This window comes from Haemophilus parainfluenzae ATCC 33392 (assembly GCF_031191205.1).
Lineage (GTDB): Bacteria > Pseudomonadota > Gammaproteobacteria > Enterobacterales > Pasteurellaceae > Haemophilus_D > Haemophilus_D parainfluenzae.
Genome location: NZ_CP133470.1, coordinates 236349 through 251687 on the forward strand (window position 1 = coordinate 236349; position 15339 = coordinate 251687).

Annotated in this window: 12 protein-coding genes; 5 read left to right on the top strand and 7 right to left on the bottom strand. The window is 37.2% G+C overall.

All coding sequences use genetic code 11. From position 1 onward, the window contains the following. Position 1: 1 nt before the first annotated feature. From RDV53_RS01110 to tssB, 6 genes are read right to left on the bottom strand one after another with little or no spacing between them, the layout of a single operon-like run. Positions 2-781 carry a hypothetical protein gene (locus RDV53_RS01110; RefSeq protein ID WP_005696610.1) on the bottom strand — a complete coding sequence of 260 codons (780 nt, stop codon included), beginning with the start codon at positions 779-781 and terminating at the stop codon, positions 2-4. After that, positions 782-1780: a type VI secretion system baseplate subunit TssG gene (gene tssG / locus RDV53_RS01115; protein ID WP_005696611.1), complete on the bottom strand. Its 999-nt coding sequence runs from the start codon at positions 1778-1780 to the stop codon at positions 782-784. It abuts the gene before it with no gap. Next, the gene (gene tssF / locus RDV53_RS01120; RefSeq protein WP_005696612.1) at positions 1744-3495 is read right to left on the bottom strand and encodes a type VI secretion system baseplate subunit TssF; all 1752 of its coding nucleotides are present in this window, start codon (positions 3493-3495) and stop codon (positions 1744-1746) included. Before tssF ends, tssG begins: the two co-directional genes overlap by 37 nt. Beyond that, on the bottom strand, positions 3496-3912 hold the full coding sequence (tssE, locus tag RDV53_RS01125) for a type VI secretion system baseplate subunit TssE (protein WP_005696613.1): 417 nt from the start codon (positions 3910-3912) through the stop codon (positions 3496-3498). Between the two features lie 11 nt (positions 3913-3923). Further along, positions 3924-5408: a type VI secretion system contractile sheath large subunit gene (gene tssC, locus RDV53_RS01130; RefSeq protein ID WP_005696614.1), complete on the bottom strand. Its 1485-nt coding sequence runs from the start codon at positions 5406-5408 to the stop codon at positions 3924-3926. Between the two features lie 12 nt (positions 5409-5420). Then, the gene (gene tssB, locus RDV53_RS01135; protein WP_005696615.1) at positions 5421-5918 is read right to left on the bottom strand and encodes a type VI secretion system contractile sheath small subunit; all 498 of its coding nucleotides are present in this window, start codon (positions 5916-5918) and stop codon (positions 5421-5423) included. A 286-nt stretch (positions 5919-6204) separates the two neighbouring features. Between tssB and RDV53_RS01140 the strand changes: the two genes are divergently transcribed. The 5 genes from RDV53_RS01140 (at position 6205) to RDV53_RS01160 (ending at position 13717) form a co-directional block, all read left to right on the top strand. Continuing rightward, the gene (locus RDV53_RS01140; protein WP_005696616.1) at positions 6205-6474 is read left to right on the top strand and encodes a PAAR domain-containing protein; all 270 of its coding nucleotides are present in this window, start codon (positions 6205-6207) and stop codon (positions 6472-6474) included. Positions 6475-6542: 68 nt separating this feature from the next. Further along, positions 6543-8597: a type VI secretion system Vgr family protein gene (gene tssI / locus RDV53_RS01145; RefSeq protein WP_005696617.1), complete on the top strand. Its 2055-nt coding sequence runs from the start codon at positions 6543-6545 to the stop codon at positions 8595-8597. Between the two features lie 250 nt (positions 8598-8847). Continuing rightward, positions 8848-10029, top strand: coding sequence for a DUF4123 domain-containing protein (locus RDV53_RS01150; RefSeq protein ID WP_309202546.1), 1182 nt, complete (start codon positions 8848-8850; stop codon positions 10027-10029). A 16-nt stretch (positions 10030-10045) separates the two neighbouring features. Beyond that, a complete protein-coding gene (locus RDV53_RS01155; RefSeq protein WP_005696622.1) occupies positions 10046-12853 on the top strand; it encodes a toxin VasX in 2808 nt (935 codons plus the stop codon). Then, the gene (locus RDV53_RS01160; RefSeq protein ID WP_005696623.1) at positions 12854-13717 is read left to right on the top strand and encodes a hypothetical protein; all 864 of its coding nucleotides are present in this window, start codon (positions 12854-12856) and stop codon (positions 13715-13717) included. Between the two features lie 57 nt (positions 13718-13774). Here the strand turns inward: RDV53_RS01160 and RDV53_RS01165 are convergent, their stop codons facing one another. Next, a complete protein-coding gene (locus tag RDV53_RS01165; RefSeq protein ID WP_005696624.1) occupies positions 13775-15163 on the bottom strand; it encodes a cytochrome-c peroxidase in 1389 nt (462 codons plus the stop codon). Positions 15164-15339 lie beyond the last annotated feature (176 nt).

Consider the following 15339-nt stretch of genomic DNA (forward strand, 5'->3'; position numbering starts at 1 on the left):
GTTATTTAATAAAAAATAGCGGATCTAAAATAGGCTCCACTTGTTTTGGTTTTGTATCATCTTTATCGGTAAAAGTTGATACAGAATTCTGTGTTCCTTCATATTCAACTGTAGATGTAGATTTCACTAATTCACTTTGTGACTGGTTAACATCCAATGGAGTATAATATTCTAAAACACTATGAATATGAGGATTAAAAAATTTATATTCCATAGACTCAAATTGATGAGGCATCGCATTAATTAACTCTGAAGAAGGCTCATCATCTACTTTTAATGCCAATAACGGGTCTAAATTCGTGTCATTTGCTTTTAATTCAAGTAAATCTTGATTAATGCTTACTTTCTCAAAATCATAATAACATTGCTGAGAATGTCCTAAATTTAAGATTGTATTATCCGTTTGTTTATTTAATAAATAAGATAATTCATCTTGTAAAGTAACCATCTCTGCTTCATTAGTAAAAATCTTAGCTCTAATCTTATAATTACACAGAGAAATGAGATCATTATCATTTAATTTGATAATTCCCCCCATGGGAAGAGCACTCGTTGTTCCATTAATAAAAAGCTTGTTACTATGAGCTATTAAACAGAAGTCAGCATTATAATACTTTATTTCAAACTCAATATCAGAAATTTCATTCTTCCAATTATCTATTTTCCAATTCACATTTGATGCTGAACCCACTAAACCGCCAGCTAAATCAAAATAGCAATAAGGCAACGTTCCTCTTTCAAGCATAAACGCATCGGTCACCATCAATAAAAGCTTATGCATTTATACTGCTCCTTTAATGATTACCTGGTTTAAAAGATAAGTTCTTGCTGAATCCGCATTAATCAATGTTGTCCATCCTAGCCAACTAGAATTATCCTTTCCCAAAATAAAGGTAGATTGCGTATCCGGATGTAAACCTAATGAAATATCATAAGGCAGTGGATCTTTTAATAGAAAGCGAATCAATTCTTGAAGATGCTTATACTTTTCAGTATTTGGCAAAAATTGGTAAAATTCACTTATTGTTAGATTATCAATATTAACTCTAAACTTATTTGAAAATGATTCAACTTTATCGCCCGAAATAAAATTATTACCTAACATCATATTTTGCATACCAAGTTTATTTTTTTGTTCATTTTCTACTTCAACAAGCTGTCTTACATGCTCCTCAATAAAAACATCATCCAAATCAAAATAATGTCGAACAATATCAGCTAGTATCTGCGGGGTTCTTATACCCGATTGTATAATACCAATATAATAAAAAATCTTATTCCAATTTAAATGAGAAAAACCTATAAAATCTTTAGATAACCCTAAGATATTCAGAATGTTCCGAGAATAATTATCTGAGAAATCAGGTTTAAAGCGTATATAATATTTATATTTTCTCCAGATTTGGTGAAATATTGCGAGCAAATGATGATTAAAAAAATCTAAATACTGAGCTTGAATAGACTCATTATCATACGACGACTCTGCAATTTCATCCAAGATACTTCCTGGAAGTGGACCTGATGCACCTTGTAATCCCAAAAAGTTAGTAATAATTTGGAATATCCGTTTCCCTTCTTCATCTTGAATGGCAACTTGCTCAATATCCCCAGCAGGAAAATTAATTTTAGGATTACTAAAGAAACGAAATATTGATTCCTCAATTAAAGTATTTTCTAATTCATCTAAGCTCATAGACGATGCCTCAGCTATTGTTTCTATGAGCTGATGAAAGCCAAACTGAATTAGATCACTCTTTGAAGAGAGGTTTTCTGTTCCCATTTAAATATCTCGTTATTGCTTGTATTAATAACTTCTAAAAGATGAAATGAATTTATTGTTCCATATAACCTAAAAAATTCAGCAAGAATCGAACCAAATAAAAATAATTCTCCTTCACAGAGAAAATTATTACTATCTATTCTTAATACTGATTTTTGACCTCTATATACGATACCTTTTATGACTTTATCAAGTGGACGAGTCATAATTGACTCCATCCCAGCCAAACGTTTTTCAGTTCTTCTTAATGCCTGAACATCATACATTGCAGAAAAATCATAAGTTAATAGTATTTCCTTTAAAACATCTAATTTTGTCAAAGATAAATAATTAAGTGAAAGATTGGAGACTAACTTCCAATGAATCGATTCATCTAAAACAGCTCGAACTGTTTTTACAGGCAACGTAATATTTTTAAAGTCAATATAAGAAGGAGTATTTTGTGATGGTACACAAATATCACCAATACCTAAAAACTCAGGTAAATTATAATTTGTACAATCTAAATCTATAGATATAGTTTCTCTAGAAGTATCTAAAATCTTATTGGAATCAGATACAAAAGAGACAAAATGATCATAACCTGTTTCTTCAATATTATTTTTAATAATTGATTTATAGTACCCATACCTTCCTGATGCGGAACTGTGCACAAATGATTCAAATTTTGGATAAGTATAAATCCTATTTCCCGTCTCTTTTAAAAACTTTGAGCCTGAAACACGCTTAATATCGAATATCTCGAAATGCTCCCGATTAAAACCAGCCGGAATCACTGGATATAGATCTTTTTTTCCATCAAAATTTAGCGGAATAGCATCATGTTCAAATAAATTAATTACTGGGACGCAATACAAAGAAAAATCTGCTCGTGTTAATTTTAGATCTTTAGGAAAAGAACGATTAAACTCAAAAAATAACTTAAATTTTTTCTTACCTAATCGATTTAAATATAGATGTAAATTTCTTAACTTAAAGAAATAAAATTTTTTAGGAAAAAAGAAAAATTCTTGTAATAATCGATACCCATCAAATGCATTATCTGGATAAGGAATCAAAGATTCATCTTGATCAAAACCAACAGAAGAAATAACATCCAGTGGTAAATTAATTACACCGTCTTCTGATTTGATATAAACTTTTGTTAAATAATTAAAAACCCATTGATAACAAGTTAAAGCACTGTAATCACTCCCTGATAAATAAAATGACAATTCATCGCACCGTATAGAAGAAAAATCACTATCTGTGATATTCTCTAACTCTAATTCAATGATTGTAGACTCACTACCCGATGCGCTTTTTACATCATTTAACACAAGCGGATAAACTGAGACATCCATCGTTGTCTGAAACTGACAAGCTGTACCGTCTACAGGTTTAGATGAAACAAATGTCCCTTTAGGAACTACATGCTTTGTTGTAATCGCCCTTTCTTTAGGTTGAAAGTTTAAAATTGCACAGCTTGGTAAAGGGCGCAAATAATTTGGCCAAAGAAGCTGAATCATTGATTGAGTTATCTCAGGTAAATTATCTTGAACTTTTTCTTTCAAACGTGCCGTTAAAAAAGCAAAAGATTCAATAATTCTCTCAGCTTCAGGATCAACGATCTCATCAGATAGAAATCTAGACAAGTGGGGATAAATCTTTGAAAAATGTAGCCCATCTCTTTTGAGAAAGTCTAACTCAGCTCTAAAAAACTCTTTCAAAGACATTTACACAACCCTAAACTTCTTATTTGAACTATCTAAAATAATGTTTAATTCAGTTAACTCATTTTTTTGTTTTAATAACACTACGCAAGTTATACGGAAGTTAAGCTGAAGAACATCATATGTATCCTGGATATATTCTATTCTTGTAATACGAACTCTTGGTTCATAGCGCTCTAAACTAGAACGAATATTTGCAACAATTGTTTGACTTAAACTTTTTGTAGTTGCAGTTGCGTCATTAAAGTCTCTTAAACCAAAATCGGGCGCACATAATGTACACCCTTCTTTTGAATTAAGTACTAATTCTATGTTTCTTTTTATTGAACGAATTAAGTCGCTTACAATCTCTGCTTCAGTTTTCTTTTTTATAACATCCGTATTCTGTGGAGCAGTTTTAATTCGGTTCCAAAACCCCATAAAACAACTACTTATTTATTATCAATATCTAATCGACCCACAAGGGAAAGATCGAAACTTGCCCCCATATATTTAAAGTGTGGTCTAACAGATAAAGAAACTTTGTACCAACCTGGCTCTCCTGCTACACTTGATACTTCCACTTTAGCAGAACGTAACGGACGACGACTACGCACTTCTGCTGGTGGGTTCTCTTGATCTGAAACATACTGTTTCAACCACACATTCAGCTCACGTTCAAGATCTTGACGCTCTTTCCACGAGCCAATCTGTTCACGTTGTAATACTTTTAAGTAATGCGCTAAACGGTTCACAATAAACATATATGGCAATTGTGTACCCAATTTATAATTTGTTTCAGCGGCTTTTCCTTCTTCTGTATTTGGGAATTTTTTAGGTTTTTGAACAGAGTTAGCCGAGAAGAACGCTGCATTATCGCTTCCTTTACGCATAGTTAAAGGAATGAAACCTTCATCAGCTAATTCAAATTCTTTACGATCAGTAATTAATACTTCTGTTGGGATTTTCGCTTGTAACTGACCAAACGATTCAAATAAATGAACGGGTAAATCCTCAACCGTGCCACCACTTTGTGGGCCGATAATATTTGGACACCAACGATATTTAGCGAAACTATCAGTAACTTTAGATGCCATCAAAAATGCTACATTACTCCACAAATAATTATTATGATTACCATCAATTCCTTCATTGTAATTAAAAGTTTTAATCGGATTTTCAATTGAATCATAAGGCAAACGAGACAAGAAACGTGGCATTGTTAATGCTAAATATTTTGAATCTTCTGACTCTCTTAAAGCTCTCCATTTAGCATATCTAGGCCCCTCAAAAATATCTTTTACTTCTTTAATTTCAGATAAAGATGCATAACTATCTAGACCAAAGAACTCAGGACCTGCAGCTGAAATAAATGGAGCATGAGACATTGCGCCAACAGATGAAATATATTGCAATAATTTAATATCTGGTGCTGATGGCGTAAACGTGTAGTTACCAACAATCGCAGCAACTGGCTCACCACCAAATTGACCATAGTTTGCTGAATAAACATGTTTATATAAACCACTTTGAGTGATATCAGTGGCATATTCAAAATCGTCAAGTAATTCTTCTTTGCTTACATTTAGTACTTCTATTTTAATGTTTTCACGGAAATCTGTGCGATCTACAAGAAGTTTCAAACCACGCCACGCAGACTCCATTTCTTGGAATTTATCATTATGTAAAATTTCATCTACTTGATGACTGATTTTCTCATCAAGACGAACAATCATTTCATCTATCAGCGTCTTATTTACAACTGCATCTGTACTATCAGATTTCAACATTTCAGAAATAAATTCTGCAATTCCACGCTGCGCAATGCTGTAATCTTCATTTTCAGGTTTAAAACGTGTCTGTTCCATGACCTGATCAAGCAAGCTTGTTGTTTGCGAATTTTTTTCAGCTTTTGCAGTTTGATTCTTAGTAACCATAATCTACTACCCTTATTCTTTTTCTAAAATGATCGCCAACTCTTTTTCCAACGTTTCTCTTGCGTTAGGATCCGCAATTAACTCTTGCAATTTATTTCTAAATGCAGGGATATTCCCCATCGGTCCTTTTAAGGCAAGAAGTGCTTCTCGCAACTCTAATAACTTGTTTAATTGCGGTACTTGCTTAGCAATATTGTCGGGAGAAAAATCCGCCATGCTCTCAATTTTTAGGCTAACACCCAGGTCTTGATTTTCAGCATTTTCTTCCAAGCGGTTTGGAACAGCTACATCAATCGTCAAATTAGATTGTTTCATTACAGCATCAAAATTGTGCTTATCAATAGAAACTGTCTCTCTTTCTTCAAGGCTTAAGTCTTCTGCAGCACCTTTAAAATCACCAGTAACAAGAAGTTTTAAAGGCAATTCAACTTCATCAGTTTGACCTTCTGTAGCCGGAGTATATTTAATATTAATTCGCTCTTTTGGTGCGACTGAACCTGTTTTAGACATTATAAAATCCTCTTTGAAATTTAAACCTATTTCTATTTTTAGATAACGAGCTAAAAAATAGCTAGATTATAAAAAATCACCACTACTAAATCAATGATAAAGTCTGCAGTATAGAATCATTTTTTACAAATGATATTGTTACGTGACAAAATTAAACACGACTACTATTTTAGAAATTATGTATTTTCTTTTAAAATGAATATATAAACTATCAATTTCACAAGAAAATCCTATCATTTTAGTTTAAAATATCAAAATGAAACATTTCATAGAATAAGGAGGAGTCATGTCCGCTCGTAGAGTAATCGTAATTGGAGATAAGACCACCCACGGAGGTACCGTACTTCAAGGCTCACAAACCATGACCGCAGGAGGCAAAAGTGTCGCCCGACAAGGGGATCTGGTTTCGTGTCCCAAATGCAAAGGTAACTTCCCGATTATTGAAGGCTCGTCCATAATGCTAGCTAACGGGAGAGGTATTGCTCTTGAAGGAATGAAAACAGCCTGTGGCGCTGAATTAATTGCTTCACAATCTATGATGAAAGCTAAAGCATAATTTATTTAGTATTTATACAACGTATACAACGCTATTATTACTGCCAATATATTTTATAGGAATCCCAAATGGCCGTTCAATCCGATTATCGTTACAGTCTTACCGTTAATGGCTCCTCTCAATTTGAAGTAGTCCGTTTTGTATTAAAAGAACATCTATCCACACTATTCCGACTTGAACTCGACCTCGCCAGTTTTGGTGCTGAGCCCAATTTTCATTCTCTAATTGACCAACCTGCTACACTAACCTTCTGGCAAGGAGATGAGGCAGTTCGTAGTGTTAACGGTATCGTCACCGCCTTAAATCAGGGAGAAACTGGTTTTACTCGTACTCGTTATCACATGGTGATTGAACCCTCTTTATGTCGTGCTGGGTTACAAACTGATTTACGAATATTCCAACAACAAGACTCTCAAAAAATTATCGAAACACTACTAAGTAAAAATCAAGTATCTCAGAGTCAATTCCATTTACAAACGCCATATTGGACTCGAGAATACTGCGTGCAATATCGCGAAACTGATTTAAATTTCATTCAACGTTTGGCTGCCGAAGAAGGTTCTTACTATTATTTTGAACATACCAATAATAGCCATATCCTTCATTTCTCTAATTCGACAACACTTTCAGAGAAAAAAGGAAACTTAGTTTATAACGCAATGCCTGCTGGCCAACGTCCAGAAGCTGCGGTATGGCATTGGGCTTACGAAGAAAAACTAGGTACGACCCTTCAAACTTTACGTGATTATACTTTTACAAATCCTCGTTATAACCAAGAGCACCAATATTCTGGTCAAGGTAATAACGAAGGTCATAGTAGCATTTACGAACGTTATGACTATCCTGGTCGTTATAAACGAGATGCTCAAGGTGAGCCTTTTACCCAATATCGTTTAGAATACGAACGTAGAGAAGCTGAATTAGCTCTTGCGCAAAGCGATGATTTACGCGTGCAACCCGGCTATGTATTTGGCTTAGAGGGACATCAACGAGAAGCTTTTAATCGTGATTGGTTAATTATAGGTGTTGAACATTATGGTTGGCAACCTGGTGTATTGGAAGAAGAAGCCGGTGAAGAGGGCAACCGCTATGAGAACCGTATTAAACTCATTCCAAATACCACACAATGGCGACCGGAACCGCAACCAAGACCAGTTGTTGATGGCTCTCAAATGGCCCATGTAGTTGGTCCTGCTGATGAAGAAATCTATTGTGATGAATGGGGACGTGTCAAAGTTCAATTCCCTTGGGATCGTGAAGGACAAAATAATGAGCATAGCTCTTGCTGGATTCGTGTCAGCCAAGGTTGGGCGGGGTCGCAATTTGGGCATATTGCCATCCCTCGTATTGGCCATGAAGTAATGGTTGATTTCTTAGAAGGAGATCCTGACCAACCAATCATCATGGGACGTACTTATCACAGTACAACTGAACCACCTTATGCTCTGCCTGAACATAAAACGCGTATGACTATAAAAAGTAAAACCCATAAAGGTAACGGCTTTAATGAATTACGCTTTGAAGATGAAAAAGACCGAGAAGAAATCTTTATTCATGCAGAAAAAGACCAAAATAATGTTGTAAATAATGATGAAACAACACAAATTGGGCATGATCGAACCGAACAAGTTGGACATGACGAAACCATTAACATCGGCAATAACCGTACTGAAACAGTTGGACAAGATGAATCCTTAACAGTGGGACGCGATCAATCTAATAAAATCAATCGCAATCGCATGACTAAAATTGAAAAGGATGAAGTATTAAACATTGGGAATCATCTATCGATGGATGTATACGCCAATCAAGAAGTTAAAATTGGCCGAGATTATTCCCATCAAACAAGTCGCAATGCGATTTTCAAAGCTGGGAAAGAATTAAAACAGCATAGTAAAAATATTAAATTAACAGGTACTACACAAGTAAATATTCGTGGAAAAGCCGGTACGATTATTATTGATGGCTCTGGCATCACGTTAAAAGGTAAAGTGACTGTAAAAGGTAATTTAATACAATCTAGCGGAACGCCAGAATCACCAGCTGTATTGTCTCTTGCTGCTAATGACGCAAAACCGATTTGCGAAGTTTGTGAAGCCATGAAAAATCAAAAACAGAGTTAAAATCAACCGCACTTTGCGACAAAAGGACAGCTAAGCAGTTAAACTTTGCTGTCCTATTTATATAGTAATTTAACTGTTTATCCATAAATAAACTATGACAACAGAAAAACAACTTTGGATAGGTTATTAGCAGCTCACTTACCTTAATCAACCTAATACCCTTTATTTTGGCCACCTGATTGGTTTTGCCGAAAATCGCGATATTTTCCAACAAAGAATTGAAGACTATAAAACACATTATCAATGCAAACTGAGTAGCCAACTTGCCCCTTTACCTGCCACCACATGGTTCCAACGTCATGGCTATCAAGCCACTATTTGGGCAGCAGCACAACAATTAAAGGAACAAGAGCTTCGTTTTTTACTTGTACAACAAGAAACTCAACAAGGCACCCAATCTTATTTATCGCAAGAAAGTTTAACGATTTCGCCTCTGCAGTCGATATTTGAAACGCATTCATATCAACCGCCCTATTTGCCGGAGGCATTAGTCAATCATCCATTTTTTGCGCAGCTAAATTCACAGGAGAATCCCAAAGAAGGTTTGGTTTATCCAAATCCCGATTTCATCCCGAATACTGATAGCTATCGTTATTATGCGGTTGTCGATGGGGTGAAATCTTTTATCTTGCCCCAGCTTTGTGAACGGGAAGGACAAACAGATTCTTTATATAAAGGCGATTTAAAAAATCGCATGCACACAAATGCACCTTATCTCACCCAGCTTACCGTCAATGATGAAGGCATCAGTGGGTTTACCCAAATTTTATTTACACAAGCCGAACAGGAATGGTTCGGTTGTTGGGATATCAATCCGGCCATCTTTATTCGTACTAAGCATTCCTTTGAGGAAGTACATTATCATTTGCGTAAATTTATCCATCTCTATAAAGAAGAGACGGAGAAATGGTACTTTTTCCGATTCTACGACCCACAGGTATTGGTGGCTTATTTGCATCATATTGAATATGACCCAACGCGTTTAGCTGCATTTTTCGGGTTTCGCAATGGAGAATGTATCATTGAGTATTTTGCGGCAAGAATAGAAAATCGGTTTTATATTTTTAACTTGAAAGAGTTACCACCCGAGACACAACCAAGTGCGGTCGCTTTTGATAATGAAATGGAACGCTTTTTAGAAGAATACGACAAACGCCAATTACTTGAAAAGCTACAGACAGAAATTATTCCAGCCGAATTTCCGGAACAAAAAATTGCAGAGGCAGATATTGATAAATATTTTAATCAGACTCTTGAATTAGGGTTTAAAATTGAAGGAAGTATAACCAATGTAGTGAAAACACTTTGTTATCTTTCTGGAGATTTGACGAAACTCAAAAGATATTGGCTTGAGCTTGAAAAAGAGTATGGCAATGACCTTACCGAAATTGAACTCGGTGAACTGTTATGTGAAAAAATAAACCTTCGATGAATACTTAGGAATGACTATGTCAACAAAGAAAACCGATGATCGTTTAGACCCCAATGCTAAGGCTGTAGGTCAGCCTCTTGCGTGTCAATTGGATATCGTGCCAATCTTCCCTGTGCGTTTTAGTATGAGTTCGAAAACGTTAAATAATGCAGCTAAAACAGGGTCTGTTCCACCAATGCCAACTGGAATTAGCGATAAGGAATATGATTTACGCCGTTTACGTCAAGGGTATTTATATATTCTTGCCCGCGCAAAACACGTGGGAAATGCGACTGACGAAAAGAGGCGCTGGCTAATTTTTGAATATACGGTAGCCAAAGATGACAGTAATGCCCCAAAGCTCAATGGTTCGGGTGTTTCGCCTTATCACTTTACTCAATATGTCTGGACAGATGGTACGGCACGTGGCGAATGGAAAAAATTGCCACGTTCCTTTCCTTATGCTTATGTTCATGCGCAAGTCGGTTCCATCGAATGTGCTTATAGTGAAGTGCGTTGGGCACCGGAGATGTTCGAAACGTTAGAACGCGATCCGATTAAACGTGCTAAAGTCATGCAGAAGATTTCCCTAACGGGTGGCACGTCTGAGTTTATTTTCCCTGGTGCGTTACTGACAGAAAAAGTGGCAGATTTTAAAGCAGAAAAGTTAGTGCAGGATTTAGCGGATAGTTTTCGTCGTGCAACCGGATTGGGTTATAACAAGCAACATCAAGTGTTTGATAGTTGTTCGGCTAAAAAAACGGTGGTCATTGCCTTGTTTGATCGTATTGGCGACATTAAAGACGTCTCGGCTTATCATCAGCGGATTTTAGCGAATAACCTGAAAGAATTTTCCAACATTCTTTATCCAGTCACCACCGCCAAGGCAATTGAACAGATAGAACAACATGTGTTTAAAAATCCCAACTGGTTTAAGCGACTTATGAGTTCCGACCCATTAGATAAAGGAATGCGAGAGCAAATAAAAATCTATGCGAAAAAGTCACCGCTAATGGCAGAGCAAACCATGAAAAACTTGGCTGTAGCACAGTTTAACTTGCTCAATCAAGTTGGCAACGGAACCCTTCTTGAGCATATGAAATTTTTAGATGGCCTTTGTAAAACCAATCAACAACAATTGGATAAATTAGCCTCTATTGCGGACTATGCCATGGCATTTTATGGCACAGCGATGGCGGGGTTTGGTGATACGCCAAAGGGTATGGAATATCAGAAAAATACGCTTGTTACGGGAAGCTCATGGGGTGATAACTTATCAAATCTACTTTCAGTTGGCGATAAACTTAATCAAATCACGAAGGAAACGGCAGCAAAACTTACAGTGAAAGCCTTGCGTTTTGAGGTGATGATTGAATCGGTAATGGCTGCACAGATGTTGCTGTGGAAAGAAGGCGTGAAAGAAGCCATTCCTTATTCACGTTTTTTAGCCGCTGCTGGGTTAAAATTACAGACTATTTCCCATGCACATGTGGGTAGCATTAATGTGGGCGCAGATATTGTGAATAAGCAAATGCGCACTTTGATTAAGAATGCTAAGGCACTTTTTGAAGGCTTAAGTGCCTCGCATTATCAGGCGGAACTCACTAAAGGCGTCCGTCTTGGCTCGTCCCATTACATTAATATGAACGTGCATGTAGTAGTAAAAAATGAATATAATCCGGCACTACGGGTGGTGAAAGTCACCGAATCGGTTGGCACCTTTTTTGCAGGCGGTGCGTTAATCGTGAACTTACGTGAATGGGCAAAATATAAGGAAGACAATTCCGGTTCCTTATCGGCATGGTTTTTACATCCGGCCGTTCGTTTGGCGAATGATTTTGCCGCTTTGGTAGCAAGTTTTGAGCGAAGCAGCGGCTTTGGTACGAAGGCGTTGGGGACATTTTATAACCGTTTAGATAAAGCGGCGGTGAAACAAATTCAAGCATTGACCGGGTTTAAAGAACCGATTGGGATAAAAGCCGCAGCCGGTAGAGGGACACAAATAGCCAAGCATCTGACACTGCAAAATGCGGGGCGGTTTGCTAATGTATTAGGCGTGGTTATCGCCTTGGCACAGGCACAGCAAGCTGTACGCACCGGCGACACCGCCGCACGTAATTCGGCGATTTTGGCAGGTATGGCGGAAATCAGCTTCTTTATTTCCACCTTTGCCTACACCGGCACGTTCGTCGGTATCGGGGTGGTATTGGCAATTGGTGCAATCTTAACTTCACTGGTGGCAGATAATGAATTTGAGAAATGGGTGAGAACCGGGTTCTGGGGGAATTCGGGGGATTATTGGGGAAAAAGAAGACCTGAAGAGTTAAAAGAGCAACTAGCAACAGCTAAAAAACTGGCCTCTACACAGCAAGACAGCGAAACTAAAAAACTTAAAACCTTCTTTGAGCAAGAAATGGATGGTTTTTATAACCTGATCTGGGGCATTGGCATTGATACGACCCTAGCAAATCAATATCAGTTGAAGGTCTATTGTCCAGCGTTTAAAGACAGAAGCAGTGCAGATAAATTAACGATAGAAATCAGTATTGAAGATTATGACAATATCGATCCGATGATGGGAGGAGGCGTACCGGCACCGGTATCGATACCGACCAATAAGGTGAGAAAACAGTTTTTATCACAGGGAGAAATTTTAATTGATATGACACAGATTAATATATTGAAAAGCTACCGTTACACAACAAATACGAAAGGAAGTGATATGCTCAATACCTTAACTGTCACGATAAAACATCCGAAATTAGGCGAAGATGTTTCCACCTGGTGGCGTAAAACTCATGCTGATTATTTTGAAAGTCAAATAACTTATGTGGGAGCCAAGTAAATGTGCATATCCAACTATAATCCTGATGTGATTGCCCGCAATGTGAAACAGCTGGGCAATGGTGTCATTGAAGTCCGCCGTTATAACGACGGGCATATTAGAGCCGATCTCTCTTGGGTGTGGTTTTTATGTACGATCGGCTTTATGCTTTATGACTATTTTACGACTCAAAGTATGTTTCAGGAAATATTATGGGTGATAGATCCCATGATTAGTATAAAAGATACGTTTCATTTCTATGAAGATCCTAATAATTTAGGTTATACAATGGCTGGTACAAATTTTAGTGAGTTTGCTGAAGGAATGTTAAGAAAACACAAAGCTAGTTTCTACTGGGGCTGGTTCTATATCCTCTTCCCCCTATTCTGGTTCTTTATGGTTGCTTCCCCGAAATGGCGTCCAGTGCGCTTTGATGCCAAACGGCGTTTAGTCTATTTTTGGTCGTGGGGTCAGCTTTATATTATGCACTATCCTAAATCCGTACAACGAGATCGGGAACAGTTGCTCAGCTTTTTAAGCCCGGAATATTTTACCCCGTGGATCCGCCCAAAACACTTTGGCAGTTTGGTATTTAACATCCCTCACGAAAACCCTGATAAAAAATCCGCCTGCCGCATACCACTCGGCATTTATCGGCCAGCGTGCGAATATCAAAATCATGCCTTACTGAACTTTATTTTGGATTATTTAGGCAGCGAAAACCCCGATGAAGAATACGGTAAGTTCTTTAAAAAAGAAAAACGCATCACCAGTGACTACTTCAACTGGTTCTATCAATTTAGCCTCTTCCCACAAATCGGCTACGACGAAAAGAAAGTTGAAGCGAGAATTCAGGCATGGCTTGAAAAGAATAGTGTACAATAATATTAACACACAAAAAACGACCGCACTTGCGGTCGTTTCTATTTATCGCTCAAAGGATTATTTTAATTTTTCACCTTTAAATTCACCTGTTAAGCTTTCTAAGAAAGACGTGATATCTTCAATATCTTTTTGAGCTGGCTGTTTCACGTTGCTTTGGTATTTCAACATTGCACTCACAGCATCTTTTAGCTCTTTTGCTGATGCATCATGGAAATACGGTGCAGTAAGTGCGATGTTACGTAAAGTTGGCACTTTGAAGCGATGCATATCGAAAGGATCTTTAGTTTGTGCAAAGCGGCCTTCATCAGCATCTGTTAATGGCGTACCACGATCTTTAAAGTAATCGCCGTAAAGTCCCATGTATTCATAAGATTGTCCACCCATTGCCACACCGGTATGGCAAGTATCGCATTTATGCTGTTTGAATAATTCATAACCGCGAACTTGTTGCTCGCTCAAGGCTGTTTTATCCCCTTTCAAATAACGGTCGAAATCACTATTTGGCGTAATTAATGTTTTTTCATATTCACCAATTGCATGAGTTAAGGTTTCTTTCGTCACTTGTGGATATTCTTTTAAGAATGCTTTTTTGAATTCTTCATCCATTTCAAAACGTGCCACAATGTCATCCCAAGAATGAGAGCCCATCTCTACCGGATTTGTTGGAGGACCTTTCGCTTGATCAGCTAAATCTGCTGCACGACCATCCCAGAATTGCACAAAGTTAAATGCAGCATTGAATACAGTTGGTGCGTTAATTGGACCTTTTTTACCTTCAATCCCTGTTGAGGTTTCAAGTCTATCTACACCACCTTTATCTAATTGGTGACAAGTGTGACATTGAATAGAACCATCGCCTGATAAACGACCATCAAAGAAAAGATCATGACCTAATGCAACTTTTGCTTCATCAGTCGCAATACTGTCTGGAATCGGTTGTACTAAACGATCTGCATCAACATTGGGGGTTTCTTTTGGTAAAGACATTTTACGTGCTTCACGAATCCAGTTAAGCAATGCCACTTTTTCTTGCTCATCCGGTTTACTTCCCCAGTGAAGATGTCTAAATTTAGCAATTGGCATTTCATTATTTTCAAGTACGCGCTGTAATTTTGCTAAATCAGCTTGGGATAATTTGCTCGGATCTTTTAAGCCTTCAAGTAAACGATCTAGACGGAAAGCACGAAGTCCACGCTGAATATCCGATTGCATTTCATCCCCCACAATCGGAAATTTTGAATAAAATGGAAGTAGAGTGTTTGGACTATGACAATATTGGCAGCTGTTATCAAACAATGCTTTTGCCACTTTTTCTTGTTCGCCAATATAGCGATTTTCCATTAAAAGCTGGGTCGCATTCTCTTTATCAAATTGGTGTAAATACCCCACAACGCCCAAATAACCTAAGATAGCAATGGCTGCACCGCCAATAATCAGTTTTTTCATCTAATCCTCCAAACGATCAATAAAACAAAAACATAAAAAGAAAGGTAAAGCTTAAAGTCAGGTGATTATGCCAAAAAATTGACTTATTTTTTATGTGGATTTAATCTGCCTTGGCTATAGATTCGATTGATTGCATTTAAGATATTTTTACTTTATAGAGGGCTAATTTCTTTTAG

What these genes read in the sequence shown, in the direction of transcription:
- tssE (WP_005696613.1), bottom strand. Translation starts at nt 3,912, where the DNA reads ATGGGGTTTTGGAACCGAATTAAAACTGCTCCACAGAATACGGATGTT.
- RDV53_RS01140 (WP_005696616.1), top strand. Translation starts at nt 6,205, where the DNA reads ATGTCCGCTCGTAGAGTAATCGTAATTGGAGATAAGACCACCCACGGA.
- RDV53_RS01110 (WP_005696610.1), bottom strand. Translation starts at nt 781, where the DNA reads ATGCATAAGCTTTTATTGATGGTGACCGATGCGTTTATGCTTGAAAGA.
- tssC (WP_005696614.1), bottom strand. Translation starts at nt 5,408, where the DNA reads ATGGTTACTAAGAATCAAACTGCAAAAGCTGAAAAAAATTCGCAAACA.
- tssF (WP_005696612.1), bottom strand. Translation starts at nt 3,495, where the DNA reads ATGTCTTTGAAAGAGTTTTTTAGAGCTGAGTTAGACTTTCTCAAAAGA.
- RDV53_RS01160 (WP_005696623.1), top strand. Translation starts at nt 12,854, where the DNA reads ATGTGCATATCCAACTATAATCCTGATGTGATTGCCCGCAATGTGAAA.
- tssI (WP_005696617.1), top strand. Translation starts at nt 6,543, where the DNA reads ATGGCCGTTCAATCCGATTATCGTTACAGTCTTACCGTTAATGGCTCC.
- tssG (WP_005696611.1), bottom strand. Translation starts at nt 1,780, where the DNA reads ATGGGAACAGAAAACCTCTCTTCAAAGAGTGATCTAATTCAGTTTGGC.
- RDV53_RS01165 (WP_005696624.1), bottom strand. Translation starts at nt 15,163, where the DNA reads ATGAAAAAACTGATTATTGGCGGTGCAGCCATTGCTATCTTAGGTTAT.
- tssB (WP_005696615.1), bottom strand. Translation starts at nt 5,918, where the DNA reads ATGTCTAAAACAGGTTCAGTCGCACCAAAAGAGCGAATTAATATTAAA.
- RDV53_RS01155 (WP_005696622.1), top strand. Translation starts at nt 10,046, where the DNA reads ATGTCAACAAAGAAAACCGATGATCGTTTAGACCCCAATGCTAAGGCT.